The following is a 25,758-nucleotide window of genomic DNA, read 5'->3' on the forward strand; positions in this document are numbered from 1 at the left end:
GTTTTTCAAGGCGGCCGGGTCAAGGGGGAAATCGTTCAATGAGTTTGGGGACGCCGAAACCGTCGCCGGCAACAGCCTCTTTCTCGTCAGCCGGACCGCTTACACGCGGCGCCTATCCGGAGCTGACGACCCATGCGCTTGTCGTTGGTTATTTTCTCGGTGCGCTGATTGCGCTTTCAATCGGCTATGCAGCCCTCAAGCTAGGCTTCTCGATCGAGGGGTCGGAACTCGCGGCCATCCTCGGCTTCGGTGTGCTGCGGGGCGTGCTGCGCCGCCGCTCCATCGTTGAAAACAATATCGTCCAGACGATTGCGAGCGCGGTGAACGGTGCGTCTTCGGGCCTCATGTTCTCGGTGCCTGCGATTTTCATCCTTGGCTATGGCACGGAACTGAATCCCTATGTGATCGCTTTCGGTGCCATGGCAGGGGCTATCCTCGGCATCGCTTTCATCATCCCCTTGCGCAAGCATATGATCGATTTCGAACGGCTGACCTACCCTGGCGGGGTGGCGGTTGCCTCGATCCTGCGCGCACCGGGCGCGGGCATCGTGAAGGCCAAGCTGCTGCTCGGCGCCATGGCCCTTTCCGCGCTTGTCCATGGCTTTGTCCTTTATTATCAGGCCGAATATTTCGATCTCTTCGGCTGGCTCGATGGCCTGATGGGTGTTGATATCTTCCCTGAATATCTGAACGGCATCTGGTTCGTCTCGCTGATGACGATGGGGGTTGGCTATATCGCGGCGCGCGGCGGCCTTGCCTTCATCATCGGCGGCTTCCTCTGTTACTGGCTCCTTGCCCCCATGGTCGATCTTGCTGGCCTGTTGCCGATCGAGGCGGGCGAAGTGGTGACCAACCCCTCGCGCCTGCGCGTCTTGCTGTTCCAGCCGGTTGGTATCGGCATGCTGATCGGCGGCGCGGTGATCGGCGTGGCCTTTGCCTTCCCGCTGCTGCGCTCGGCCATTGCCGCGATGCAATCGGCCGACAAGGCACGCAGCATTGCGGCCAGCGACGAAATGCCGATCCGCTTCCTTTATATCGCGGTTATCGCATCCACCATTCTCCTCGGTGTCATGGCCGTCAGTTCGACCAGCGAGGTCGGGCTGGTGCGTGGTGTCCTGATGGCGCTGCTCGGCACGGCATGGGTCTGGATGTCGGGGATCATCCTGTCGGAAGCCATCGGTCGCACCAACTGGTCGCCGCTTTCGGGCATGACCCTGATCGCCGTCACGCTGCTCATTATCATCACCCAGTCGATGGGCGGGATGGACCGTGGGCCGGCCATCGTGGCGGCCGTCACCGTGGGTGCGGCGACCTGTGTGGCCATGAGCCAGGCGACCGACCTGATGATGGACCTGAAAACAGGCTATCTGGTAGGCGCCACACCGCGCCAGCAGCAGATCGGCCAGATGCTTGGCGCATGGCTCGGGCCGATCCTCATCGTCGGCCTCGTCTATGTGCTGCACCAGGCCTACGGGCTTGGCTCCGAGGCGCTGCCGGCGCCGCAGGGCCAAGCGCTTGCCTCGATGGTTGACGGCATCCTCGGCGGCAATGTGCCGGTTGAGAAATACGCGGCCGGCGCCATGCTCGGTGCGCTGCTTTCTGCCGTGTTCGGCGGGCTTGGCATCACGGTCGGGCTTGGCTTCTACCTGCCTTTCTCGATTGTGCTGACCTATTCGCTCGGTTCGTTGCTGCGCGAGATTACCGACCGCAAGCTTGGCGAGCGCTGGTCAGAACACAAGGGCATTCCGGTGGCTGCCGGTTTCATCGTTGGTGAAGCGCTCGTCGGTGTTGCCTTCGCCGTCAATACCATTGTGGCCGCGAGCTGAGGGAGGGGCAGTCCATGACCATTCTTCTCTCCCGCCTAGTGGTTGCCGCCGCCTTCGTCGGCGGTGCCTTCATTGCCGTGATCGACCCGGCGGCTATCGACTGGAAGACCTTCCTGCCGGTGGTCGCTGCAGGCCTCGTGGGCCTCATCGTCCTCAAGGTCAGTACCGGTGCCGCGGCGCGCGCCGATAGCGTGCTCATCGCCAATCGCCGCATTCTCAATGATAGCCTCCATGCCATTGTGCTCAATCTGGAGGAACTGAACGGCCGCCGCGACAAGATCCCGACCTATGAAATGCGGTTCGAGATCGACCGGCTGTTCCGCGATGATCTTTTTGCCTTCGCCGACGCCCGTGACAGCCTGAAGCATATCTTCGGGCTTTCGGCCTATGCCGAGATCATGTCGAGCTTTGCGGCGGGCGAACGTTATCTCAATCGTGTCTGGTCGGCTTCAACCGATGGTTATGTCGACGAGGTTCTCGTCTATATCGAAAAGGCCCTGGGGCAGTTTGTCGAGGCGGTAGACGCTTTCGACCGTGCCGATACGGCCGCAAGGAAGGAAATGTCCAAATGACTGCAACGAAATGGATCGCCGCCGCCCTTTCAGCCGCCACGATGCTGACGGCGACGGCCTCGGCCGGCGATATCTATATGACGGCCGCCGCGATGATTGACGTGGAAAGCGGCAAGACGATTGAAAACCCGGCCATCGTGATCCGCGACGACCGGATCGTTGCCATCGGCCGCAAGGGCCGCCTGCCGGCGCCTATCGACGCCAAGCTTGTGGCGCTTGACGGCATGACCATCATGCCCGGCCTGATGGACATGCATGTGCACCTGATGGGCGACGCCGAAGCCGGCTTCTTTGACGGCATGACCCAATCCGTGCCGCGCCAGACCGTGATCGCGGTGAAGAATGCGAAAGTCACCCTGATGCAGGGCTTCACCACCGTGCGTGATGTGGGCGACGAGGCTTATGGCGTTGCCGGTGTGCGCGACGGCATCAATGCTGGCGATATCATCGGCCCGCGCATCTTTGCGTCCGGCCCGGCCCTCGGTGTGACCGGTGGCCACTGCGATAACAATGTCTTCCCGCCCGAAATGCATATCAAGGCAGATGGCGTAGCGGACGGCCCGTGGGAAGCCCGCCGCAAGGTGCGTGAAGTGCTGAAATACGGCGCCAACACGATCAAGATTTGCGCCACCGGCGGCGTTTTCTCGAAAGGTACGTCGGTTGGCGGCCAGCATTATACGTTCGAGGAAATGAAGGCGATTGCTGATGAAGCTCATATGCGGGGCGTGATCGTGGCAGCCCACGCCCACGGCACCGACGGCATCAAGGCGGCGATTGTGGCCGGGATCGACAGTATCGAACATTCGAGCCTGATCGATGATGAGGGCATCGCGCTCGCCAAGGAGCATGGCACCTATCTGTCGATGGATATCTACAATACCGATTACACGCAGGCGACGGGTGCCGAGCGCGGCGTGCCGGAAGAAAACATGCGCAAGGACCGCGAAGTGGCGCAGGCCCAGCGCGATAATTTCGCCAAGGCCGTGAAGGCGGGCGTGAATATGGTTTATGGCACCGACACCGGCGTCTATCCGCACTCGCAGGCGGCCCGCCAGTTTGCCGTGATGGTGCAATATGGCATGACGCCGCTGCAGGCCATCCAGGCCGCCACGATCAATTCGGCGCGTCTGTTGAAACAGGAAAACGAGTTCGGCGCGCTGAAGGAAGGCCTCAAGGCCGATATCGTTGCGGTGAAGGGTGACCCCCTGAAAGACGTCACGCTGCTGCAGAATGTGCAGTTCGTGATGAAGGACGGCCAGGTTTACAAGCAGGTCAACTGAGGATGCGGACGATGAAGGCCACACGCCGCGATCTTTTCAAGCTGGGGGCAGGGCTGGCGGCCCTGCCGCTTGTCTCCCGCGCCAGCTTCGCGGCGGGCGCGGATGCCCCGACCCTTGCCTCGCTGACGGGCGGTGTGCAGCCGATCACGGTTGAGGAACGCAAGGCCCGCATCAAACGCGCGCAGGAACTGATGGAAGTCGCCGGGATCGATGCGCTGGTGATCGAACCCGGTGCCGCGATGCTCTATTTCTCCGGCATTCGCTGGTGGCGGAGCGAGCGGTTGACGGCTCTTGTTATCCCTGCCAAGGGCGAGATTGGCGTGGTGACGCCTTTCTTTGAAGAACCGAGCGTGCGCCAGTCGCTGACCTTCGGCGATGACGTGCGCCCGTGGCACGAGCATGAAAATCCGTTCAAACGCGTGGCGCAAATCCTTGCTGACCGCGGCCTGACAACAGGCCGGATCGGGCTTGAAGGCACGGTTCGCTATTTCGTTGCGGACGGGCTGAAGAAAGCAGCATCAGGGTTCGAGATTGTCTCGGGCGAGGCCGTCACGCGTGGGTGCCGCATGATCAAGAGCCCGGCCGAGATCGCGCTTCTCCACAAGGCGAACGAAATCACGCTGGCGGCCTACCGCCATGTGTGGCCGCAGGTGAAAGCCGGCATGACGCCCGCTGACATCGGCGCGATGATGCATCAGGCCCAGAAGGCGCTCGGTGGCAGCGATACATGGGCGCTGGTGCTGGTGGGTGAGGCAAGCGCCTACCCGCACGGCTCCGAAGCGCCGCAGGTGGTGAAGGACGGCGAGATTGTCCTGATGGATTGCGGCTGCGCGGTCGAAGGCTACCAGTCCGACATTTCCCGTACCTTCGTGTTCGGCACGCCGACGAGCGACCAGCGCGAGGTCTATGCCCGTGTGCGCAAGGGGCAGGATGTGGCCTTCAAGGCCGCACAGCTTGGCGCACCCGCCGGCAGCATCGATGATGCGGTCAGGGCCTATTACGAAAGCCTCGGCTACGGCCCCGGCTACAAGACACCCGGCCTTTCCCACCGCACCGGCCACGGCATCGGCATGGAAGGCCATGAAAGCCCGAATTTCGTGCACAGCGAGGCGATGCCGCTGGCACCGGGGATGTGTTTCTCGAACGAGCCGGGCATCTACAGCTTCGGCAAGTTCGGTGTGCGGCTTGAGGATTGCCTGCACATGACGGCGGACGGCCCTGTCTGGTTCACGGTGCCGCCCGAAAGTCTGGACGAGCCGTTCGGGGCGCTCGGTCCGATCTGATTTTTGTTGGGGGTAGTGATGCGTATTGTTCGGGGGTTGTGGGTTGCGGGCCTGTTGCTGATGTCGGCGCCGGCGATGGCGTTTGAAGTGGAAGACCAGCTGGCGGCGCTGGCGCGGCAGCACGGGTGGGAATTCCACTGGTCGGCGTCCGCGCATTTCGAAAGCAGCCAGCAGGCGGACTTCGGCAACAGGGACTTTTTCAAGGCGGCCCACGATTATATCAGCCCGATCCTGCGCGACGAACCCCACGACGGTATCATCGTCTGCTACCACGCCGGGCGGCGTTTCATGACGGTGGTGGATGCCAAAGTCGGCATGATGGATGGCGCCAGCTGTTTTCTCTATAAGGGCTGAGTGAGACTATTTCCCTGGAAGGACGAATGAATGAGTGACGACACCCCGGCCGCGCGGCCCTTCGGTTTCTGGCAGGCCTGGGCGCTTGTCGTCGGCTCTGCGATCGGCTCCGGCGTCTTCATGATGCCGGCACTGCTGGCGCCGTATGGCCTTCTGGGTCTTGGCGGCTGGCTGATTTCCGGGATCGGCATCATGCTCGTCGCGCTCAATTTTGCGCGCATGTCGGCGCGGTTGCCGAAGCTTGGCGGGCCATACGCCTACGCGCGCGGCGGGCTGGGCGATTTCGCGGGCTTCCTGATTGCCTGGGGTTTCTGGATCAGCCAGTGGACGGCGATTTCGGCGGTGGCCGTGGCGGCGGTTGGCTATATGGCCTTCTTCCTGCCGGTGCTGAAGGAGCCTTTGCCCGCGCTCGCCGCTGGTCTTGCCTGCATCTGGGCGCTTGCCTTCCTCAATCTTCGCTCGCTTGACGGGGTCGGCAAATTCCAACTGGTCACCACTGTCCTCAAAGTCCTGCCGCTGGCGCTGATCGTTGTGGCGGGCGGTATGGCGGCGGGGGATGCGACCCTGCCCGAGATGAACCCGTCTGGCGGCAACCCCATCTCGGTTCTGGCGACCTCCGCGATGCTCACCATGTGGGCGCTTGTCGGCATGGAAGCGGTGACGGTGCCTGCTGAAGCCATCCAGAACCCGGAAAAGACCATCGCCCGCGCGCTTGTCGTTGGCGTCATCACCCTTCTCGTCATCTATTTCGCCTCGTCGGCGGCTGTGATGCTCCTTATCCCCGGTGATGTGCTTGCGGCATCGACCGCACCTTTTGCTGACGCTGCCACACTGCTGATCGGCCCCGTGGGAGCGTCGGTCGTTGCCATCGGTGCCATCATCGCGACCGTCGGCGTGATCAACAGCTTCCTTCTGGTTTCGGGGCAAGTGCTCGTCGCGCCCGCGCGCGAAGGGCTGATCCCGGCCTGGTTCGGCAAGCTGTCGCGCCATGGCACCCCTGCCCGCGTCATCCTGATTTCGGCAACGCTCGCGAGCCTCCTGATGGCGATGAATTATACGAAGGGCCTTGTGGCTGCCTTTGAATTCATGATCCTTCTCTCCACGCTCACCACCCTGATCCCTTATGTGTTCACGGCGGTGGCAGAGATGTGGTTCATCAAACGCGATATACAGAAGGGCGACCGCTCGACCCGCGTGAAGCGCAACCTGCTGCTCGCGGTGCTGGCCTTCCTCGCCACGCTCTTCATCATCGTCGGCTCGGGGGCCGAGACCGTCTTCTGGGGCTTCATGCTCCTGATTGTCGGCATGCCGATCTATGTGCTGGCGCGTGAGGACAGGACGGAAGGTGCAGCGCGGGCTACCGACTAGCAGCCCTTGCCGTGCGCCGCTGCGGCAGCGATGACGGCGGCAAGGTCGGCTTCATTGAAATCCTTCATGGACCGGAGGCGGATGCAGCTTTTGCCCGCCTTCGGGAAGCGGTCGCGGAACCCGTCGAGCACTTCGGGATTCACATAGATACTGACATGCTGAACCTGCGCCGCCAGATTGAGGGTCCCGGCGATATGCAGCATGCCATAGCTGATACCTTCAGCCGCTGAAGGCGCGGTCTTGAGCACCAGGCTGCGCACCGCCTGGAAGAGCGGACGCTGGTTTTCAGGCACAGCCGCGCAGTAAGCTTCGGGGGAGGAATGGTCGCGGGTCACCATGGCATGTCTCCTTCGCAGACGAGTGTAATGCCGGAAGGCTGACGAAGCCAGTCTCGCCCTTGAGTCCGCACCTGCGAAAAGCTAGTCTCTTCATCACGCTAGCAGCATGGGGGCAGGGAATGACGGTGACCACGGAAACCAAGGATGCGATGGCGTCAGTCCGGCCGATCCGGGTCAGCATCGTCTCGCCGACCTATAACGAGCGGGGCAATGTGGGCGAACTGGCCCGGCGGCTGGATGCCGTGCTCGGGGCCACCGGCTGGGAGGTCATCTTTGTCGATGACGACAGCCCGGATGGCACCGCTGCGCTTGTCCATGAAATGGGCCGGGCCGACCCGCGTGTACGCTGCCTGCACCGGGTGGGGCGCCGGGGGCTATCGTCAGCCGTCGTTGAAGGCGCGCTCGCGGCATCCGGCGATCTTGTCGTAGTGATCGATGCCGACCTGCAGCATGACGAAACCATCATCCCGAAGATGCTGGTGCATTTCGATGATGCGGCGGTCGATCTCGTCGTTGGCAGCCGTCACGTTGAAGGCGGCGGGCTTGGCGAATGGGGCGCGGCGCGCGTCGGCATCAGCCAGTTTGCCACGGTGCTCGCCAAATTTGTGCTGAAGGCCGATATCAGCGACCCGATGAGCGGCTTTTTCGCCTTCCGCCGCGACCTGATGGTGGAGGCGCTGCCGAACCTGTCGTCCATCGGTTTCAAGATTCTCCTCGATATGATCACCTCGGTGAACCGCCGCCTGACGGTGCGCGAGGTCGGCTATGTGTTCCGCAACCGGATCGAAGGCGAAAGCAAGCTTGATAACAAGGTGATCTGGGATTTCCTGATGCTCCTCGCCGACAAGTCGGTCGGGCGCTATATCCCGGTCCGGTTCCTGTCGTTCAGCGCGGTTGGCACTGTCGGGCTAGTGGTTCACTTCGCGGTACTGACGCTGATGTTCAAGCTGATGGGCTTGCCCTTCTTCTGGGGGCAGACGGCGGCAACCTTTGTGGCCATGACCACGAACTTCCTGATGAATAACGAGCTGACCTACAGCGACCGCAAGCTGCGCGGGCGGGCCATGCTGAAGGGCTGGGCGAGCTTCGTGGCGGCCTGCTCGATCGGCGCGGTTGCCAATGTGGGGGTCGCTGAATTTCTGTATGCGGGCGACGCGGAATGGGCGCTCTCGGCGCTGGCCGGCATCGTCGTCGGCACCGTCTGGAACTATGTGGCGACCGCCTGGTTCACCTGGGGCCGCAAATAACAGACAGCTGAAAAAGAAAACGGCGACCCGATGGGCCGCCGTTCTTCTATTCTTTATGCTTCACCGTTCAGGCGATGGTGCGTGCCATGTGCGTGCGGCGGCGGGTGGCAACACCCACGAGGCCGAAGCCCATGATCATCATCAGCCAGGTGGCCGGCTCAGGGATGCCGCCAACCGGAACGGTCGACAGGACATAGAGCGACAGGTGGCTGAGGCCCGGGTTCTTGCCGCCGTTGTTCAGGAGTTGCGGCATGAAGATGTTGCCATCGGCAAACACGCTTTTGCAGGTGCCGTCGGTGCACCAGTTGTCGCCGGTTTGCGCGCCGAGATCGCCGTAGTCAACGAACAGGAAGGTGTTCGAGCCCTTGATCACGAAGCCGTTCACGCCGAACGACGAGGACCAGGTGCCCGATTTGCCGGGCGTGCCGGTGATGGTGAAGGTTTCACCGGTGAAGCCACCGGGGTTTTCTTCATCGGGCACGTCATACTTGGCAACCTGATAGTAGCCGGTTTCAGCCAGAAAGGCCGCCCAGTCGGCGTTCGAAGCCGGCTCGTCATTCGGGCCTTCCCAGATGCTGTAGGTCACGCCGCCATCGGTGGCGGTGAAGGTGACGGCTGCTTCGGCAGCAAAGGCCGCAGTAGCGGTCAGCGCAGCAGCAGCGAGAATATTCTTCAGATACTTCATTTGTACGCTCCAAGTACGATATGTCGTCGGGGAAACGGAACGATTAACTATTTGTTTACCTATCACGTCTGCCTACTCAAGTCAGCGGAAATGCTGCAAATATGCCCTCTTGCGAGCAGGTATTAACAAAATTGTCTAAAATTGATCCAATTTGAAACATGTGCACCCAACCGATGGGTGAGTGTGCAAATTCTGCACACGTTTCAGGCGATTGACGGTGCCACCGATTCCTGACAGTGCGAATCGGGCCCGACACAAACACCATAGAAAAAGGGCCACCCGAAACGGGTAGCCCCCTGGTCATGTCTGGTGCAAAAGAGTCCGGATCCGGGATTATTCGCCAAGCTTGCCGGCAAGGGCCTGCTGGGCGGCGATGGTCGCGCGGGTACGGTCGTAAAGCGCCAAGAGCTTCTGGCCCGAACGACCTGCGGCCTGCAGCTCATCAAGCATGTCGGCAGCTTTCATTTCCTGCATGTCGCTCGTCGAGACTGTCCATTCGCCTTCTTCGGCTTCTGCAGCCTGCGAGGAAGCTTCCGAACCGGTCGCGATGCCGACTTCCACAGCCATCGGATCGGCTTCCGAGAGGGCAGCGAGGCTGGCAAGTGTCAGGAACATGCTGCCGGCAGCGGGCTGGGTGTCGTTCAGCTCGGCTGCAGTCGGGGCAGCGGCGGCGGTCTCTTCACCCACGCGGCCGAGATAGGCCAGGCGGTTGATGGTGGCGAGATTGACGCCTTCGGCGTTCGTCTCAACCAGAAGCGCCTGATCGAAGGTCGAAACGCGCTTCGAAATCGCCGCCATGGCGGTGTTCAGGAGCGTGCCGGCTTCTTCGTTGCCCTGACGGATCGCAGCCATTTTCTTGGCGCGCTTGTCAGCCGGCATGGAGGCGAGCTTGGCTTCGGCGGCACTGAAGCAGTTGACGCTTTCCTGCACGGCAGCTTCGACCTTTTCGAAGTTTGCGGCTTCGTTGTCGATGGCGGTGCTGTAGGCGTTCAGGCGGGCCTTGGCATCGTTTTCGTATTTCGCGTGCATGGCGGTCACGGTTTCGCCGGCGTCCTTGCCATTGCCATTGATGGCAGCAGTGGCAATTTCACGTGCCTTGGTGAGGCTGGCGTCGCAGCCCATGCCGGCGCTGGCGGGCATGGTCCCTGCAGCGGCAAGCACGGTAGCACCGGCGAGCGCGCGGATCAGGGTTGATTTGGTCGTCTTGAACATCGGTTTACTCCCCAATTTGTTCTTCGCGGTGCTCGCCCCCGCGAGCCACCCCACTCTGCCCGCAGTATAAACAAACTCGGCCATTTGCAAAAAATAACCGTATGATCGCATGGCGTTTTTCGGGCACGACGGCAGCTTGCACGGCCTGTGCCAGCTTCACCCGGAAGCTGCCCCTTCACCGAAGATCGATAAAATTTTACGAATAAGTCATTGGTAAATAAAGTGTTAACAAATGACTGTTGCGGCTTGCCCTGTTCATCCTTCGGGGCCTTCAGGACGCCAACCTGTGCATGCCCGGTAGGATGCCCATCCAGACCTATTTGTCCCGGAATGGGACGTGGACTGGTCTCGGGCCAGTCGGGGACGAGGCAGATCAGGACCCGACTCGGGCGCCTTTGCCTATCGGGGCGTCCGGTAACTGTCGATGATGGCGGTGATCCGGCCATCGCTTTTCATCCGGGCCAGAATAGTGTCGAACCGGTCGCGCAGGTTTCGGTCAGCGAAGCAGAGCGCATGGGGCGAAGGCGGGAAGTCAGCAGCGATCACATAGGGGCGCTTGTCCAGTTCATCGCCGTAAAGCGTGACCCAGAGGTGGTCGAGCGCCCAATAGTCGCCAAGATAGGCGACAACGCGCCCGCGGATGATGAGCCGGAGCGCCATATAATATTCGGTGGCGATGATCGGCTGTTCCTTCTGGAGGTCCAGTCCCTCGAGATGAGGGCCAAGCACGGTCGCCGCCTTCGGGAACATGGCGAAACGCTTTCCGGCAAGGTCTGCCGGTGTCTTGACGGCGTCTGCAAATTCACGGGCAACCACCAGTCCGTCATGCCAGTGGTTGAAAGGCTTGCTCGCGGCGCAGGCTGGATTGGGTGCCACGGTGACGGACGCATTCACAAGCTTGTCGGCCAGCAGGCCATCAAGCCGGGAAAGTGGGACGTGAATGAAGGTTGTCGTTGCACCGAGCTCGTTAAAGGCCGCCCGGATGATGTCGATATCCATGCCGCTGCTCGGATTCTCGATCACGTAAGGCGGCACCGAATTCATGATGCCGACAGTGACATGGCCCGGTGTCGTAAGGACTTCCGCAGCGGCCATCCGCCATGGGGCAAAGATCGCAATTAAAGCGACGAGCCACTGCCGCATGTCTGTCGATTGGCGCTTGGTCATTCCGGCGGTAATCCTCCGTATGGCCGACCCCTTCTCCGTGATCGTACCTGACGCGCCCCGCCTGTCAATGCGGGGCCTTAGCGCAGGCGCTCATTCTGCGGCAGTTTCAACCCCCAGATGATGCCGGCTGCCCGGATTGCGAAACCGACCGAAACGGCAGCCCAAAGGGCGATGGGCCCGGCAAGGCCGAGGGCGGCAAAAAGGCAATAGGCGGCGGAGCCCGCAATCGCGGCGGTCGCATAAATTTCCTGCCGGAAAACGAACGGCTTGTCGCCGGCGATCACATCACGGATGAGGCCGCCGACCACGCCCGTGGTGGTGCCGAGCATGATGGCGATGAGCGGATCACCGGTGACGATCATGGTTTTCTGCGCGCCGACGACGGCAAAGAGCGCAAGCCCGAAGGCATCGGCCCACAGAAGAAGCGCCCGCCGGCTTTCCACATGCGGGGCGGCGGCCCATGCCACGATGGTAGCGGCGAGTGTCAGCCAGATGGCGCGGGTGTCCTCCACCCAGAAGACGGGGACATCAAGGACCAGGTCGCGAACTGTGCCGCCGCCAACGGCGGGGAGAAGTGCGATCACCATCACGCCGACGATATCGAGATTCTGCCGGATCGCCGAAATGGCCCCGGAAAGGGCGAAGACGAAGATGCCGAAACTGTCCAGAAACATCATGATGGTCATAGAAGGCTTCCCTGAATGCGTACCGGGCCGACATGCATGCCACAGCTCTGTGGTGGCGACTTTACTTCTTTTTAAACAAACGATGGTTAATGAAGGCCCCAGATGCGCGTCTTTAAAAGAAGGCGCAACCGAATTCTGTGACAACACGGAGAAACCTGATGATCAAGAGAAGCCTTCGTCTTGTGGTGGCTGCCGCATTCCTTGCTGCCACGGGCGGCGTGCAGGCCGCGACCGATATTGCCGAGTGGCAGGACGCGACCGTGAAGGCGCTGGTCGCCAAGCAGCGCTATCCGCGCACGGCGCTGGATGCGAGCGCGGAGGGCACCGTGAAGGTCCGCCTCGCGGTGGCGCCCTCGGGCGATGTGATGGGCTACGAGATCGTGGAATCGTCCGGCTATGCCGTCCTTGACGCCTCGGTCCTTGATCTTCTGGCGCGGGTCAGCCCGCTGCCGGCGCTGCCGGTGCAGGAACAGGGTATCTCGGTTGTCGTGCCGCTGACCTACAAGCTGGACCGTGCGGTGATGGCGGCGGATGTGGCTGTGGCCGATCCTGCCCAGTCGCTGCAGGAATGGCGCCGCGCGGCGGCGCGTGCCTTTGCCAAGGTGCAGGAATATCCGGTCGAGCTTTACAATCAGGGTGTTGAAGGCACGGCGCGCATTCAGGTTGCCGTTGACGCGCTGGGCAATATCGTATCGCAGGAACTGATCCAGTCATCAGGCAATGCCATGCTTGATGAAGAATCGATGAGCATGCTGCGCCGCGTGGGGCTTTTGCCCGAACTGCCTGAAGGCACCGATTCGCTGCGCTTCACCCTGCCGGTGACCTACAGAATCCGCTGATCGCTGCGGCAGTTGTTGGCTTCGGCCCCAAAGTTTGGCAGTCTGGGGTGTGTCGGATTGCTCTAACTTGCGGGGAAGACCATGAAATCCACAATGCGGCGTTTCGCCTGCATTCTCTCAGCAGTGGCCTTTCCGGTCTTCCTTTGTGTCCCGTCCGCGCTCGGTGACGACAGCGCAAAACCCCTGTTCGACCGTGGCAAGCTTTTGGCCACTGGCGGTGTATCGCAGGTAGAAGGTGCGGGCGGCGCCGGCCTCACTACCTGGGCGCTGATCGGCGGTTATGGCAGCGACCATGGCCTTGGCCTCACGGCGCACGGCACGCTCGTTCCCCTTGATGATTTCACCTTCCGCGCCGCGGGGCTGGCGCTTGGCGTGTTTGACCGGCTGGAGGTGAGCTACAGCCGTCAGTGGTTCGATACCGGCAGCACGGGGGCGGCCCTCGGGCTTGGGGAAGATTTCACCTTCGGGCAGGATATTTTCGGCGCCAAGCTCCGGATCGCGGGCGATGCGGTCTACGATCAGGATCGCTGGTTGCCGCAGATTGCCGTTGGCCTGCAGCACAAGCGCGCCAAGCAGGGGGCCATCCTTGCTGCCGTTGGTGCCGCCCACGACAAGGGCACGGATTTCTATATCGCCGCCACCAAGGTTTTCCTGAAATACAGCCTTCTCGCCAATGCTACGGTGCGCTTCACCAAGGCCAATCAGTTTGGCCTTCTGGGGTTTGGCAGCGCCGATGACGGCTACAAGACGACCGTTGAAGGGTCGCTCGCGTGGCTCATCACCGATCACTGGGTGGCGGGGGTCGACTATCGCACCAAGCCCGATAATCTGGCCTTCGCGAAGGAAGAAGATGCCATGGCCGCCTATGTTGCCTGGTTCCCTTCAAAACATGTGTCGGTAACGGTGGGCTACGCCGACCTTGGCGAGATCGCCCTGCAGGATGACCAGCAGGGGCTTTATCTTTCGCTCCAGATGGGGTTCTGACCATGCGCATGGCCATCCAAATCGCACTGTCCCTTCTGTTGATCGCCGCCCCAGCGCACGCCGAAACATTGTTTGAACGGCTCGGCGGGATGGACACGATCACCCGGATTTCCGACCGCACCATCGATATCGCTGCTGCCGATCCGCTGATCGGCCCGCACTGGGAAGAATCGAATCTGGTGCGGGTGAAGGCAAAACTCGCCGAGCAGATTTGCGAACTCGCGGGCGGGCCCTGCAAATACACCGGCAACGACATGGTGCAGGTGCACAAGCCCTTCAAATTCACCAATGCCGATTTCAACCGGCTGGTCGAAAATCTGCAGCAGGCGATGGATGAAAGCGACATCGACCATGCCACACAGAACCGCCTTCTGGCCCTTCTGGCCCCCATGCAGCGCGAGATCGTGACCCGGTGATGACAGAGCGCGCCGTGAACAGCGAGGCAGCCGAGACCAGATCATCGCCGTGGCGGCGGATGCTGGTGTCCGTTCGTGCCAAGCTGTTCCTCGGTTTTGCGGCGATGGGGCTTCTGGTGGTCGGGGTCGGCCTTTATGCCTATGTGGCCATCGGCCGGGCCGGCGAGATTGTGGAAGACATCTACAACCGCCCCCTGATGGCGATCAATTTCACGCGCGCCGCAAGCTTCGACTTTTCGCAGATGCAGGCGCGCTATCTGAAGCTTCGTGAACGGGGCGAGAAAAGCGGCAAGTCGCTTGATGAGCTGCACGAACTGGTACATGACGACCTCGCGGTCGCGCATGAGCGTGCACTTACTGACCGCTCCCGCCGCATGATCGAACAGCTGCGCCGTGATATTGATGCGTGGGTCTATACGGTAAAGGGGCTGCTGATCACGCCCGATCCGCGTGCGGTCGCCAACCTTGATGCCACCACCGACGACATTATCGAACGCTTCGATATCGTGGTGGAATTGCAGTCGGCCGCGGGGTTTGAGGAGCGCCAGAAGGCCGTCACCGAGATTGCCACCACCGTGCGGGTGAATGTGGCGGTGACGGGCGTCGCGCTTATGCTGGCGATTGCGGTGACGCTGCTGCTTGCCCGGCTGCTGCTCGGGCCGCTGCTGTCGGCGTCCGAATCTGCGTCACGGATTGCCAAGGGGGAGCTCGACACGCCGATCCCCGAAGGCGGCGCGGATGAAACAGGGCGGCTGCTACGCGCCCTTCGCGTGATGCAGAAGTCGATCATCGATCTGGTGTCGCGCGAGAAATACCAGAAACAGAAAGCCGAAGACCGGCTGCTCGATGCGCTTGCCAACAGCCGCGAGGCCATCATCATCGTCGATGCGGACGGGTTGATCGTGATGGTGAACGACACGGCCTCGGCACTTTTCAGCCGCCTCGGGCCGCTGGTCGGCGAACGCTTCAACCGGCTTTTCTATACGAACGGTGTGCCGGTGGCCGAAGAGGACCGCGCGGTCGCCGTGGCGTCAGCAAGCAGCGAGCCCGGTGCCGCGGTCGAAATGCAGCTTGAGAACGGCAACTGGTTGCGCCACAGCCGCAGCCGCACGCGTGATGGCGGCCTTTTCGCGCTGTGGTCCGATATCACCGAAGTGAAGGCACGCGAAGTGCAGCTCCTTGTCGCCAAGCAGGAAGCCGAGGCCGCGAACGAGGTGAAATCGCGCTTCCTGTCGAACATGAGCCACGAGCTGAGGACCCCCCTCAATGCCATCATCGGCTTTGCGGATGTGATCGTCACTGAAACGCACGAGCAGGAGAGGCTTGCGGGCATCACCGGCCATGCGAGGGAAATCCAGTCGGGCGGCGACCATCTCCTGCGCATCATCAATAACGTGCTCGATCTCACCCGTCATGATCATGGCAAGGTCATTGTCCGCTTGCAGCGAACGGACCTAGGCGCACTGCTGGAACAATGCCGGGGGATGATGATAGCCGAAGCCGAAGCGCGCGGTATCCGGCTGCGCTATCAGGAGCCGGTCGGCACGGCCTGGAGCAAGATAGACCCTGCCCAGATTCTGCAAAGCCTTCTGAACATCCTGTCGAATGCCATCAAATTCTCGCATGATGGTGCGGCGGTGGATATTTCCATCGATACCCATATCGGCAACGAGCATCATGTCCGCATCAGCGACGCGGGCATCGGGATCGATCCCAAGGATATCCCGGTGGCACTGACCGCCTTCGGGCAGGTGGAATCAAGCCGGGACCGCCATTATGAGGGCACCGGCCTTGGCCTCACCCTTGCCAAAGCGCTTATCGAGCAGAATGGCGGGCGGCTTATCCTTGAAAGCGAGCTCGGGGTCGGTACGATGGTGACCGTTGCCTTGTCGGTGGACGGCGAGGAATCGCAAACCGTGGAATTCGATGATGACGACTTTATCTAGATCAGCCCTTCTCCGCCTCGCCGCCCTTCTCACGCTGGGCGCGCCGGCGTGGGCGGCGGATCATGTGGTCAGCCAGCAGGGCAGGCGTTTTCACCCGAGCGAAATTGCCATCAAGGCTGGCGACACCGTCACCATCTCGAACGATGACGAGTTCCTCCACCATGTCTATATCAAGGGGGAAGGGATGGAATACGATTCTGGCGGGCAGCCGATCGGCACCTCGCTCACCATCCCTTTTCCTGCAAAGGGTGTGTTTGAGGTGCGCTGCGACATCCATCCCAAAATGCGGCTGACCGTGACGGTCGAATAAGCCCTGAGGCGTTTAGATATAATGCGCCTGCAGCGGCGGGAAGCCGTTGAACTCGATCGCTGAATAGCTCGTTGTATAGGCACCGGTCGAGAACCAGTAGAGCCGGTCGCCGATCTGAAGATCGAGCGGCAACGGATATTTGAAGTCCTCATACATGATGTCGGCGCTGTCGCAGGTCGGGCCTGCGATGGTGCAGCCTTCAAGCTCGCCGCTGCGGTCGGTATAGATCGGGTATTTGATAGCCTCGTCCATCGTCTCGATAAGGCCTGAAAACTTGCCAACGTCTGTGAAGACCCAGCGGTTGAGCGAGGTGTTGCCCTTGCGGCTGATCAGCACGACTTCGGAGACGAGGATGCCGGCGTTGGCCACGAGCGAACGGCCGGGCTCGAGGATGATTTCCGGCATTTCGTCGCCGAAGTCTTCCTCAAGGAAACGGGTGATTTCTTCGGCATAGGTCGCGGTGTCGTTGGTGCGAACGATATAGTTGCCGGGGAAGCCGCCGCCCATGTTGATCATCTTCAGCGTGATGCCGTCTTCGTTTTTCAGGCGGTCGTAGATCAGCTTCACCTTGCCAAGGGCAGCGTCCCACGCGCCGATGTCGCGCTGCTGCGAGCCCACATGGAACGAGATGCCATAGGGCACAAGGCCAAGCTCGCGAGCGAGGATCAAGAGATCCAGCGCCATGTCGTTCTGGCAGCCGAACTTGCGGGAAAGCGGCCAGTCGGCGGTCAGCGTACCTTCGGTGAGGATGCGCACATAGACCCGGCTGCCGGGCGCTTCCTTGGCGATATTGCGGAGGTCGGCCTCGGAATCGGACGCGAAAAGCCGGACGCCTTTTTCGTAGAAATAGCGCACGTCGCGCGCCTTCTTGATGGTATTGCCATAGGAAATGCGGTCGGGCGTAACCCCCTCGGCGAGCACCTTGTCGAGCTCGTAGCGCGAGGCGATATCGAAGTTCGACCCCTTGTCCCTCAGAAGGCTCAGAATCTGCGGGGCCGGGTTCGCCTTCACCGCATAATAGATTTTGGCAAAGGGAAAGGCGGACGTCAGTTCGTCATAGCCTTTGCCGATGATCGAGGTGTCCACTACCAGGAAGGGTGTTTCGTGTTTGGCGGCTTCGGCCTTGATTCGCGCGAAACTATCGTTCGAGTAAAAGTCTGTGGCGTTGATTTTCATGGCTTTTCCCTTCTGCGTTTCAAGGCGGGACAGGTGAGGGGAACGACGCTAGGGCGAAAGGGGCAATCGGGTCAAGTGACCAGCCCCCATGTGATGCAGGTTGACTCTTGGTCCGTCGCCGCTTGAAATGGTCATCGGGTTGAGTTGCACTATTGCAGGGAACTGATATGGAGCCAACCGGACGGTCGACAGAAGAGGCAGTGCGCCGCGAAACCCTGAAAGGGGTTGCCGGCAGCCCGAGAATCCTTCTTGTGGAAGACATAGATTTCATGGCCCGGCTGGTAATGGCGCAACTGCAGGCCGCAGGCTACAAGAGTGTGACAATCGCACATGACGGCGCCGAGGCAATGGAAGCGCTCGTCCAGAAGCCCTATGACATGCTGATCACTGACTGGATGATGACACCGGTTGGCGGGCGGGAGTTGTGCCATAACCTGCGCCGTGCCGCTGACAGCCCCTGTCCCGGCATTGCGATCATCGCGGTGTCTGCACATATCGACCACAATGCCATAGATGAAATGCTGAAGGCGGGGGTGGATGAAGTTGTGGCAAAACCCATCGCGCTTGATGAGCTGCTGAAGCGTGTCCGCACTGTTACCACAGAACCCCGCCAGTTCGTTCGGACCAAAACATATTTCGGACCCGACCGCCGCCGGCGTTACAAAGCTGACTTCGGTCTAGAGGACCGGCGCAAGACACAGGCCCGCCTCGAAGCCCGTCCGGCCTCGCGCCACGAGCGCTGAACGGCCTTTTCATTCCGGCACAAGCACGCCATATAAGGCGCGTCTGTGCGACTTGCCGAAAGGATTGGCCTATGGGCGACCGGGAAAAGATCGAGGAACGCCTCGTCACGCTTGAAACGCGGCTCGCCTTTCAGGACGAGACGATCGAGACGCTCAATAGCGTGGTGAAGGACCAGTGGGCGGAAATCGACCGGCTGCAGCGCATGCTATCCCGTTTCGATGGTCGCCTTGCTGAAATTGAAGACAATATCGAGATCGCCCCGCCGCAGAAGCCGCCGCATTATTGAGGCGGTACGTTCCCATCGGCCTCTGCCTTCGGCAGCCCGTCGAGGAGCGTTTTCAGGAGGCCCGGATCGATAGACTTCGGGGCAGCAAGCCAGGGCGAATTGGCGGCGGTGATCGGCATCCTGACGATCAGGAGATCACCGATAGGCGTGCCGTCTTCATCCCTGTCGGAAAGGTCGCCCGGAATTTCGGACAGGAAATCCACCCGCCCGCGCAGCAGCATCTGCTCGGCAAGGCCGTGATGCGCTTCTGACACCTCGATGATCCTGTCTTCCGAAAAGCCGAAATCCCGAAGTGCCTGGCATTGGGCCGAGCTTTTGACGCAAGCGGCCTTGCAGGTGCTTTGCATGATATCGTCACGGGTCATGGATTCCTGCGGCGATCCGCGCCGCGCCACCAGATGGATCGCCTCGCCCCGTTCCATCGAGATCAGCCAGTGGAACAGGTTTTCGCGCGCCGGGGTGCGCAGCAAGTTGAAAATCAGCGCATTGTCGCGCTGTTGCACCATGCGGTAGGCGCGGCTCCAGGGCACGAAGACAAAGGCATAGCGGAGCCCGGTTCCATCGAGATAGGCGCTGATGCGGCGGCGATCAGCCTCCGATTGGGTGCGGTCGCTACCCTGGCCTATATCCAGCGAGGTGAGGTTGCCGAAAACGATCAGGTCCGGCTGTGCGTTCGGCCCGTCGGCCATGGTGGAAGTCAAGGGGGTCGGCTGCCCGGGTGCAGCCCCGGCCAGCATCAGGAAAGCCGCAACCGCAGCCAGCGTCCGTCCGATCCGTCCTGCTGTGCGCGACGGGATCATGGTCCGTTACTTCCCCTTGGTCGGGCCGGCGGTCGATCGCGAGCCCTGAGGGAAGCTTATACCGCTCCTGAAATAATGCAACCTATTCAGAGGGTTGCAGTTTATTTGCCGGCTGGGTCGGAAAAGACCCGGTATCCCCATGGCGCCAGTTCGAAGCGTGTATCGGCTGAAAGGGTCGCGGGCGTTGAGACCTCGGGCGCGCGTCCGGAGGCAAGTGTTTCGGCATAGTCGCCCACAAACATCGGCTCCTTGAAACCAACGGTGACGGGCTTGTCCGTCATGTTGAAAACGGCAAAGAGCTTCGCCTTGCCCTTCTGGCGCACGAAGCTGAAAACCTCGCTCGGGCGGTCGTTCACCACGCGCACCATGCGCGCACCCGCGGCACCGTTCCAGAGGGCCTCGTTTTCATCCACCATCTTGAAAAGGCGGGTGTAGAAACCTTCAAGCGGCAGCTTGGCCGGCCAATCGATGGGGTCGCGCTCGAAAAATTCGAGCCGCTTGTCGAGCCCGGCTTCCTGCCCGTTATAGATCATCGGCATGCCTTCGCCGACGATGGCCAGCACCGTGGCAGCCTCGAACCCCTTGCCGAACAGCTCGGCGTCCGTGCCTTCCCACGCGTTCTTGTCGTGGTTCGAGGTGTAGGTCATGCGGTAACCATCTTCGGGCCAGCCGCTTTCATTGTTGGAATAATAGCCGAACAGCGCCCCGACATCGGCCTTGCCCTGCGCCACGCCCTTCATGGAATCGAACCATTCCCAGCTGTAGGTGGCGTCGAACGCCTTGGCCATCAGGTCGCGGCTTTGCCATTCGGCCAGCATGAAGACGGGTTTGACGGCATCAAGCTCGACCCGCACCTTTTCCCAGAAATCGAGGGGTACATAGCCCGCCACATCGCAGCGGAAGCCATCGAAGCCCACGTCCTGCACCCAGAATTTCATGGCGTCCGCCATATAGGCGCGGACCTCGGGCTTCGAATAGTCGAGGTCGATGATGTCCTCCCAGTCCCACCAGGGTGTGGGGCGGAAGTCACCTTTCCAGTCGCGCTCGTACCAGTCGGGATGATCGGCGGCGAGCGCATTGTCCCACGCCGTATGGTTGGCGACCCAGTCGAGGATGACATGAAGGCCAAGCGCGTGGGCTTCCGCCAGAAATGCTTTCAGCTCCTCCATCGTGCCGAACTCGGGATTGACCTTGTAATAATCCTTGATCGAATAGGGGCTGCCGAGCGTGCCCTTGCGGTTCTGGACGCCAATTTCCTGCACCGGCATCAGCCACAGGATATCGACCCCCATCGCCTTCAGGCGCGGCAGCTGTTTGGCCGCTGCCGTGAAGGTGCCCTCAGGCGTGAACTGGCGGGTGTTGATCTGGTAGATCACCGCCTTTTTCGCCCATTCGGGATGGGTGAGTTTCACATAAGGCTCGGGCTGATGCGCAGCGAGCGCCGCTTCGTCGGCGGCGCGGGCGGGAAGTGCCCCAAGGAAGGCTGCGGCCAGCATCAGCGGCAGCAGGATCGGCAGGCGGCGTGCGGTCATCATATGTCCCCTTGTCCCTCAAACAGGTACCCAGAATGGTTTGGCACGCGGGCCTTCGTCAAGCTGGCGTATGGCAACGGGCACGGCTATGAAGAGGCAACAGGGAGGAGATCACCATGACGACCGAACCGATCCGGCTCACCGAATATAGCCACGGAGCCGGCTGCGGCTGTAAAATCTCGCCGAAGGTGCTGGATACGATCCTTGCCTCCAGCGTGATTGCGCCGCCGGACGCTTCCCTTCTCGTTGGCAATTCCAGCCGCGATGATGCGGCGGCCTATGATATCGGCGGGGGGCAGGCGATCCTGTCGACCACCGATTTCTTCATGCCGATTGCGGATGACCCCTATGACTTCGGCCGGATCGCCGCGACAAATGCGATCAGCGATATCTATGCGATGGGTGGCAGGCCGCTGATGGCCATTGCGATCCTCGGCTGGCCGGTCAATGTGCTGCCTCCCGAAGTTGCCCGCCGGGTGATCGAAGGTGGCCGCGCCGTTTGCGCCGACGCCGGCATCCCGCTCGCCGGCGGCCATTCGATCGATGCGCCAGAGCCCATCTTCGGCCTGGCTGTCACCGGGCAGGTGGCGATTGAAGACCTGAAGCGCAATGACACGGCAGCCGAAGGCGATCTCCTTTATCTGACCAAGCCGCTTGGCGTGGGTATCCTGACAACGGCGCAGAAACAGAAAAAGCTGCGCGCGGAACACGCGACCCTTGCCCGTGACACCATGTGCATTCTCAACAGCATCGGCAGCGAGCTGGCCCGGATCGACGGTGTGAATGCCATGACGGACGTGACCGGCTTCGGTCTCCTCGGGCATCTGGCCGAGATGGCGGAAGGCAGCGGGCTGACGGCGGAGATCGACTTTGACGCCGTGCCGGTGCTGGCGCCTGCGAAAGACTATCTCGCCGAGGGCTGCGTGCCCGGTGGCACGCTCCGCAATTTCGACAGCTATGGCCACAAGGTCGCGACACTGGATAGCGACCAGCGTGCCCTACTTGCCGATCCGCAAACAAGCGGCGGGCTGCTGGTTGCGGTGCGGCCGGGTGCGGCGGTGGCGGTGGAAGCCTGCCTTGGTGCGCGCGGGCTCCATGACAAGCCGATCGGGCGCCTGATGGCACCGGCGTCCGGGCCGGTGATCCGGGTGCGCTGACCGATGAAAGGCCGCCTCAGCGAGGACTATCGTGCGATCTTCATGGGCGACACGCCGATGATCGACCTGCGCTCGCCGGGCGAATTTGCACGGGGGTCTTTCCCGCACACTGTCAACCTGCCGCTGATGACGAACGAGGAACGCGCCTTCGTCGGCACCACCTACAAACAGGAGGGGCAGGCGGAGGCCATCAAGCGCGGCCATGCGCTTGTCTCAGGTGCGGTGAAAGAAGCCCGCGTGGCGGCATGGGCGGCGTTCGCCCGCGCGCACCCGAATGGCTTCCTCTTCTGCTGGCGAGGCGGGCTCCGGTCGGAAATCACACAGGGTTGGCTGCGTGATGCGGGGGTGGATTATCGGCGTGTGGCGGGTGGCTACAAGGCGCTCCGCCGCTACCTGATCGATACGGGCGAGCGCATCTGCCGCGAGGCGGATTTCGTCGTCGTCGCCGGGCGCACCGGCACCGGCAAGACCCATCTGCTGAATAGCCTCGCCGGCAGCGTTGACCTTGAAGGCCTTGCCCGGCACCGGGGATCAAGCTTCGGCCGTTGGCCCGGCGACCAGCCAAGCCAGATCGACTTTGAAAACCGGCTGTCCATCGCCCTGTTGCGCACCGAAGCGGCAGGCAGTGCCGTGCTGATCGAGGATGAAGGTAACCGCATCGGCCAGCGTGCGCTGCCGCCTGCGCTCATTGCCCGCATCCAGTCGGCGCCGCTCCTGGTCGTGGAGGAACCTTTCGAGGCACGGGTGGAGACGATCCTTGGCGACTATGTCACCGACATGCTGGCCGAACATGTTGCCTATTACGGCGGGGAAGGGTTCGAGCGGTTCGCAGCCTTCCTGCAGGATGCCCTTGCCCGTATCGCCAAACGGCTCGGCGGCCTGCGCTACGGCGAAATTGCTGCGCTGATGGCAGACGCCCTCGCGCACCAACGCGACACCGGCGACGCGGCCCTGCACCGCGCGTGGATCGAACGCCTCCTCCGCGACTATTACGATCCCATGTATGACTATCAGCTCAGCCAGAATGCGCGGCCCGTCCTCATGCGCGGCAGCCGGACGGAGATCGCCGCTTCTTCTTGGCAAGCGGGGACGGGCAAGCGATAATCCGCAAAGGATAAGGCCCTTTGGGGAGAGCGGACCTTGCACAGCATTCACGAGCGGATTCACGACCATATCGAGGCAGGCGCCGCCGCATCGCCCGATCATGTCATCTGGTATCTGGGCGAAGACGGCTGGAGCCATGCCCGCATCAAACAGGCGGTTGACAGCTTCGCCACGTCGCTTCTTGCACTTGGCTACAAACCGGGTGACCGGGTCGGTCTTCTCGCGCTCAATCAGCCTGAATGGCTTGTCGCTTTCATCGCCTGTTGCAAGCTCGGCCTCACCGCAGTTGGCCTCAGTGTGCGCTACAAGCCCGATGAAATTACCTTCATCCTTGGGCAATCGGGCGCTCGCGGTGTGGTGACGCTGAAAGCCTTTGGCGAGGTCGACTACGCGGCGCTTTTTGAAGGCCTGAAGGCGCGGGTGCCGTCCCTTCGCGACGTGATCGTGATCGGCGATGCTGCATCGCTTGCCTTCCACGATCTTGCAGCAAAGGCACCGGACGTTGCAGCAATCGCTGCCGCTGATGCTGGTGTGCACGGCGCCACGCCCTGCATGATCATCTATACCTCCGGCACCACCGGGCGCCCCAAGGGGGCGACGCTCACCCACCGCAGCATTCTTGCCTCGGCCTACGCCCAGGTGCAGCATACGGGGCTAAGCCGCGCCGACAGCCTGCCGCTTGTCCTGCCGCTCAATCATGTGGGCGGGCTCGTGTGCGGGGCGATGGCCTCGCTGGTGGCGGGGGCACAGATGCACCTCATTCCCGGCTTCTCGCCCGCGTTGCTGATCGACCTTCTGTCGCGCACAAAAATCACCGTCCTGGGGGCGGTGCCGACCATGTATACGCTGCTTCTGGCGCAGCCCGCGTTCGCGACGCTCGATATGGGCGGCCTGCGCCTCGCGCTTGTCGGTGCGGCAGCACCTACCCACGAACTGATCGGTGCGATGCGTGCGAGCTTCCCGCATGCCGAAATCATGAATGTTTACGGCATGAGCGAAACATCCGGCATCGTCGTGATGAATGATCCGGGCGAAAGCGCGGACCATATCGCCGCCTCTATCGGGCGCCCGCTTGGCAGCTTTGAAGCGCGGATTGCGGGTGAGGATGGCGCGCTGCTGCCCCCCGGCAAGATCGGTGAACTGCAGATGCGCGGGGACGCGGTCATCGCCGCCTATCACGCCCTTCCCGATGCCACGGCCGAGACCTTCATCGACGGCGGCTGGATCCGCACGGGCGATCTCGCTTACCGCGATGTGGACGGCCGCATCTTCCTGAAGGGCCGGCGCAAGGAGATGTATATCCAGGGCGGTTTCAATGTTTACCCTGTGGAAGTCGAGAATGTACTCGCCGACCATCCGGCCGTGATGATCGCCGCCGGGATCGGGGTGCCGGACGCCATATTGGGCGAAGTCGGGAAATATTTTATCATTCCGCGTCCCGGTGTTGCCCCCACTGCCGACGAGCTGATCGCCCATTGCCGCGACCATCTCGCCGACTACAAGGTGCCGCGCATCATCGAGTTCCACGCCGAGCTGCCGCTGACCCCCGCGGGCAAGGTGATGAAGGCCGCACTCCAGTAGGCGGATTCTGCCGTCTTGACGCCGCCGCCGTCTTGGATCATGGTCCGCCGCGCCGCCAGAAGGGTAGGCAGGGGACAATCGGAACCGGGGGCTGGGATGACCAGACGGACGATGATGCAGAATGCAGTGAAAGGACTGGCAGTTATTGTTGCCGGCCTCTGGGCGAGCGTTGCCCGCGCGGATGATGCAGCACCGCTCACCGAGATCACTCTTTATACCGCGCACAATCCGCCGCATTCGATGCGCGACGCGGCAACGGGCGAGTATCGGGGCATTGGTCACGACATTGTCACCGAATTGCTGCGCCGGGCCGGGGTTTCCTACGATATTGTCCAGATGCCTATCGAGCGTGCGCTTGCAGCGGTCGACGAAGACCCGGCGGCCTGCTTCTTCATCATGAACCATACGCCCGAGCGGGCCGATCGCTTTGCCTGGGTGAAGCCGATCTCTACCGGTGGCTGGGGTGTGTTCAAGCTGAAGGGTTCGCCAATCACCGTCACATCAGTCGATGACCTGAAACAGTATCTGATCGTCACCCGCAACCAGGTGGCGGTGACCAGCTATGTTGACAGTATCGGTATTGAATCCGTGAAGGTGGATACGACCGCCAAGATGCTGGAGCTTCTGTTTGTAGGTCGCGCGCAGCTCCTGATCTATGGCACGCGCGATACGCCGCGCCTTGTGGCGGCCTCGGGCCATGAGCCGCTGGAGCTTGCCCTGCAATTGACCCACACGGAAATCGGCATGGGCTGCAATCCCGCCATGTCGACTGATCTCATCGCGCGCCTCAACGAAATCAATGCGGGCCTCGATGACGTCCGCGAGGCGGCTTACGCGCGCTACTGACCACCCGACGCGGATGAGG

At 61.7% G+C, this 25,758-nt stretch carries 26 protein-coding genes; 18 read left to right on the top strand and 8 right to left on the bottom strand.

What is annotated here, in order from left to right; translation table 11 throughout:
- Positions 1–38 precede the first annotated feature (38 nt).
- The 6 genes from PH603_RS03500 to PH603_RS03525 are packed head-to-tail and all read left to right on the top strand — an operon-like array spanning position 39 to position 6,683.
- Positions 39–1,826, top strand: coding sequence for an OPT family oligopeptide transporter (locus PH603_RS03500; RefSeq protein WP_289504549.1), 1,788 nt, complete (start codon positions 39–41; stop codon positions 1,824–1,826).
- 14 nt (positions 1,827–1,840) lie between these two features.
- Entirely contained in the window at positions 1,841–2,398 is a 558-nt protein-coding gene (locus PH603_RS03505; RefSeq protein ID WP_289504551.1) for a hypothetical protein, read from the top strand.
- Positions 2,395–3,678 carry a Xaa-Pro dipeptidase gene (locus PH603_RS03510; RefSeq protein ID WP_289504552.1) on the top strand — a complete coding sequence of 428 codons (1,284 nt, stop codon included), beginning with the start codon at positions 2,395–2,397 and terminating at the stop codon, positions 3,676–3,678. The genes PH603_RS03505 and PH603_RS03510 overlap by 4 nt, the downstream gene beginning before the upstream one ends.
- Positions 3,679–3,689: 11 nt before the next feature.
- Positions 3,690–4,961: a M24 family metallopeptidase gene (locus PH603_RS03515; RefSeq protein ID WP_289504553.1), complete on the top strand. Its 1,272-nt coding sequence runs from the start codon at positions 3,690–3,692 to the stop codon at positions 4,959–4,961.
- Between the two features lie 18 nt (positions 4,962–4,979).
- The gene (locus PH603_RS03520) at positions 4,980–5,315 is read left to right on the top strand and encodes a hypothetical protein (RefSeq protein WP_289504554.1); all 336 of its coding nucleotides are present in this window, start codon (positions 4,980–4,982) and stop codon (positions 5,313–5,315) included.
- A gap of 30 nt (positions 5,316–5,345) precedes the next feature.
- Positions 5,346–6,683, top strand: coding sequence for an APC family permease (locus tag PH603_RS03525; RefSeq protein ID WP_289504555.1), 1,338 nt, complete (start codon positions 5,346–5,348; stop codon positions 6,681–6,683).
- Here the strand turns inward: PH603_RS03525 and PH603_RS03530 are convergent.
- Positions 6,680–7,021 (bottom strand): iron chaperone, encoded by a 342-nt coding sequence (locus tag PH603_RS03530; RefSeq protein ID WP_289504556.1) that lies wholly within the window; start codon positions 7,019–7,021, stop codon positions 6,680–6,682. The two genes, PH603_RS03525 and PH603_RS03530, sit on opposite strands and share 4 nt — an antisense overlap.
- A 119-nt stretch (positions 7,022–7,140) precedes the next feature.
- On the opposite strand from PH603_RS03530, the gene PH603_RS03535 reads away from it, so the two are divergent.
- Positions 7,141–8,268, top strand: coding sequence for a glycosyltransferase (locus tag PH603_RS03535; RefSeq protein WP_289504558.1), 1,128 nt, complete (start codon positions 7,141–7,143; stop codon positions 8,266–8,268).
- Between the two features lie 67 nt (positions 8,269–8,335).
- Here the strand turns inward: PH603_RS03535 and PH603_RS03540 are convergent, their stop codons facing one another.
- The 4 genes from PH603_RS03540 to PH603_RS03555 form a co-directional block, all read right to left on the bottom strand.
- Positions 8,336–8,953 (bottom strand): PEPxxWA-CTERM sorting domain-containing protein, encoded by a 618-nt coding sequence (locus tag PH603_RS03540; protein ID WP_289504559.1) that lies wholly within the window; start codon positions 8,951–8,953, stop codon positions 8,336–8,338.
- A 333-nt stretch (positions 8,954–9,286) separates the two neighbouring features.
- A complete protein-coding gene (locus PH603_RS03545) occupies positions 9,287–10,165 on the bottom strand; it encodes a hypothetical protein (RefSeq protein WP_289504560.1) in 879 nt (292 codons plus the stop codon).
- A 399-nt stretch (positions 10,166–10,564) separates the two neighbouring features.
- A complete protein-coding gene (locus PH603_RS03550; protein ID WP_289504561.1) occupies positions 10,565–11,332 on the bottom strand; it encodes a substrate-binding periplasmic protein in 768 nt (255 codons plus the stop codon).
- 77 nt (positions 11,333–11,409) lie between these two features.
- On the bottom strand, positions 11,410–12,018 hold the full coding sequence (locus tag PH603_RS03555; RefSeq protein WP_289504562.1) for a trimeric intracellular cation channel family protein: 609 nt from the start codon (positions 12,016–12,018) through the stop codon (positions 11,410–11,412).
- Between the two features lie 158 nt (positions 12,019–12,176).
- Here PH603_RS03555 and PH603_RS03560 point away from each other — a divergent pair, with 158 nt between their 5' ends.
- The 5 genes from PH603_RS03560 (at position 12,177) to PH603_RS03580 (ending at position 16,513) form a co-directional block, all read left to right on the top strand.
- On the top strand, positions 12,177–12,857 hold the full coding sequence (locus tag PH603_RS03560; RefSeq protein ID WP_289504563.1) for an energy transducer TonB family protein: 681 nt from the start codon (positions 12,177–12,179) through the stop codon (positions 12,855–12,857).
- Positions 12,858–12,938: 81 nt separating this feature from the next.
- On the top strand, positions 12,939–13,841 hold the full coding sequence (locus PH603_RS03565) for a DUF3034 family protein (protein ID WP_289504565.1): 903 nt from the start codon (positions 12,939–12,941) through the stop codon (positions 13,839–13,841).
- An 8-nt stretch (positions 13,842–13,849) separates the two neighbouring features.
- A complete protein-coding gene (locus tag PH603_RS03570) occupies positions 13,850–14,257 on the top strand; it encodes a group I truncated hemoglobin (protein WP_289504566.1) in 408 nt (135 codons plus the stop codon).
- Positions 14,257–16,203, top strand: coding sequence for a sensor histidine kinase (locus PH603_RS03575; protein ID WP_289504567.1), 1,947 nt, complete (start codon positions 14,257–14,259; stop codon positions 16,201–16,203). Before PH603_RS03570 ends, PH603_RS03575 begins: the two co-directional genes overlap by 1 nt.
- Positions 16,184–16,513 (top strand): plastocyanin/azurin family copper-binding protein, encoded by a 330-nt coding sequence (locus PH603_RS03580; protein WP_289504568.1) that lies wholly within the window; start codon positions 16,184–16,186, stop codon positions 16,511–16,513. The genes PH603_RS03575 and PH603_RS03580 overlap by 20 nt, the downstream gene beginning before the upstream one ends.
- A gap of 12 nt (positions 16,514–16,525) precedes the next feature.
- Here the strand turns inward: PH603_RS03580 and PH603_RS03585 are convergent, their stop codons facing one another.
- A complete protein-coding gene (locus PH603_RS03585) occupies positions 16,526–17,689 on the bottom strand; it encodes a type III PLP-dependent enzyme (RefSeq protein ID WP_289504569.1) in 1,164 nt (387 codons plus the stop codon).
- Positions 17,690–17,856: 167 nt separating this feature from the next.
- On the opposite strand from PH603_RS03585, the gene PH603_RS03590 reads away from it, so the two are divergent.
- Positions 17,857–18,432, top strand: coding sequence for a response regulator (locus tag PH603_RS03590; RefSeq protein WP_289504570.1), 576 nt, complete (start codon positions 17,857–17,859; stop codon positions 18,430–18,432).
- Between the two features lie 71 nt (positions 18,433–18,503).
- Entirely contained in the window at positions 18,504–18,719 is a 216-nt protein-coding gene (locus tag PH603_RS03595) for a SlyX family protein (RefSeq protein WP_289504571.1), read from the top strand.
- Here PH603_RS03595 and PH603_RS03600 read toward each other — a convergent pair.
- Positions 18,713–19,519, bottom strand: a complete 807-nt coding sequence (locus tag PH603_RS03600) for a type 2 periplasmic-binding domain-containing protein (RefSeq protein WP_289504572.1) — start codon at positions 19,517–19,519, stop codon at positions 18,713–18,715. The genes PH603_RS03595 and PH603_RS03600 overlap by 7 nt on opposite strands.
- Positions 19,520–19,620: 101 nt before the next feature.
- The gene (locus tag PH603_RS03605; RefSeq protein ID WP_289504573.1) at positions 19,621–21,054 is read right to left on the bottom strand and encodes an alpha-amylase family glycosyl hydrolase; all 1,434 of its coding nucleotides are present in this window, start codon (positions 21,052–21,054) and stop codon (positions 19,621–19,623) included.
- 113 nt (positions 21,055–21,167) lie between these two features.
- Here PH603_RS03605 and selD point away from each other — a divergent pair, with 113 nt between their 5' ends.
- The 4 genes from selD (at position 21,168) to PH603_RS03625 (ending at position 25,739) form a co-directional block, all read left to right on the top strand.
- Entirely contained in the window at positions 21,168–22,208 is a 1,041-nt protein-coding gene (gene selD / locus PH603_RS03610; protein ID WP_289504574.1) for a selenide, water dikinase SelD, read from the top strand.
- Between the two features lie 3 nt (positions 22,209–22,211).
- Positions 22,212–23,312, top strand: a complete 1,101-nt coding sequence (gene mnmH / locus PH603_RS03615; protein WP_289504575.1) for a tRNA 2-selenouridine(34) synthase MnmH — start codon at positions 22,212–22,214, stop codon at positions 23,310–23,312.
- A gap of 36 nt (positions 23,313–23,348) precedes the next feature.
- Positions 23,349–24,893: a class I adenylate-forming enzyme family protein gene (locus tag PH603_RS03620; RefSeq protein WP_289504576.1), complete on the top strand. Its 1,545-nt coding sequence runs from the start codon at positions 23,349–23,351 to the stop codon at positions 24,891–24,893.
- A 96-nt stretch (positions 24,894–24,989) separates the two neighbouring features.
- Positions 24,990–25,739 (top strand): substrate-binding periplasmic protein, encoded by a 750-nt coding sequence (locus PH603_RS03625; protein ID WP_289504577.1) that lies wholly within the window; start codon positions 24,990–24,992, stop codon positions 25,737–25,739.
- The last annotated feature ends 19 nt before the right edge of the window (positions 25,740–25,758 follow it).

The organism is Gimibacter soli, assembly GCF_028463845.1.
Taxonomy (GTDB): domain Bacteria; phylum Pseudomonadota; class Alphaproteobacteria; order Sphingomonadales; family Kordiimonadaceae; genus Gimibacter; species Gimibacter soli.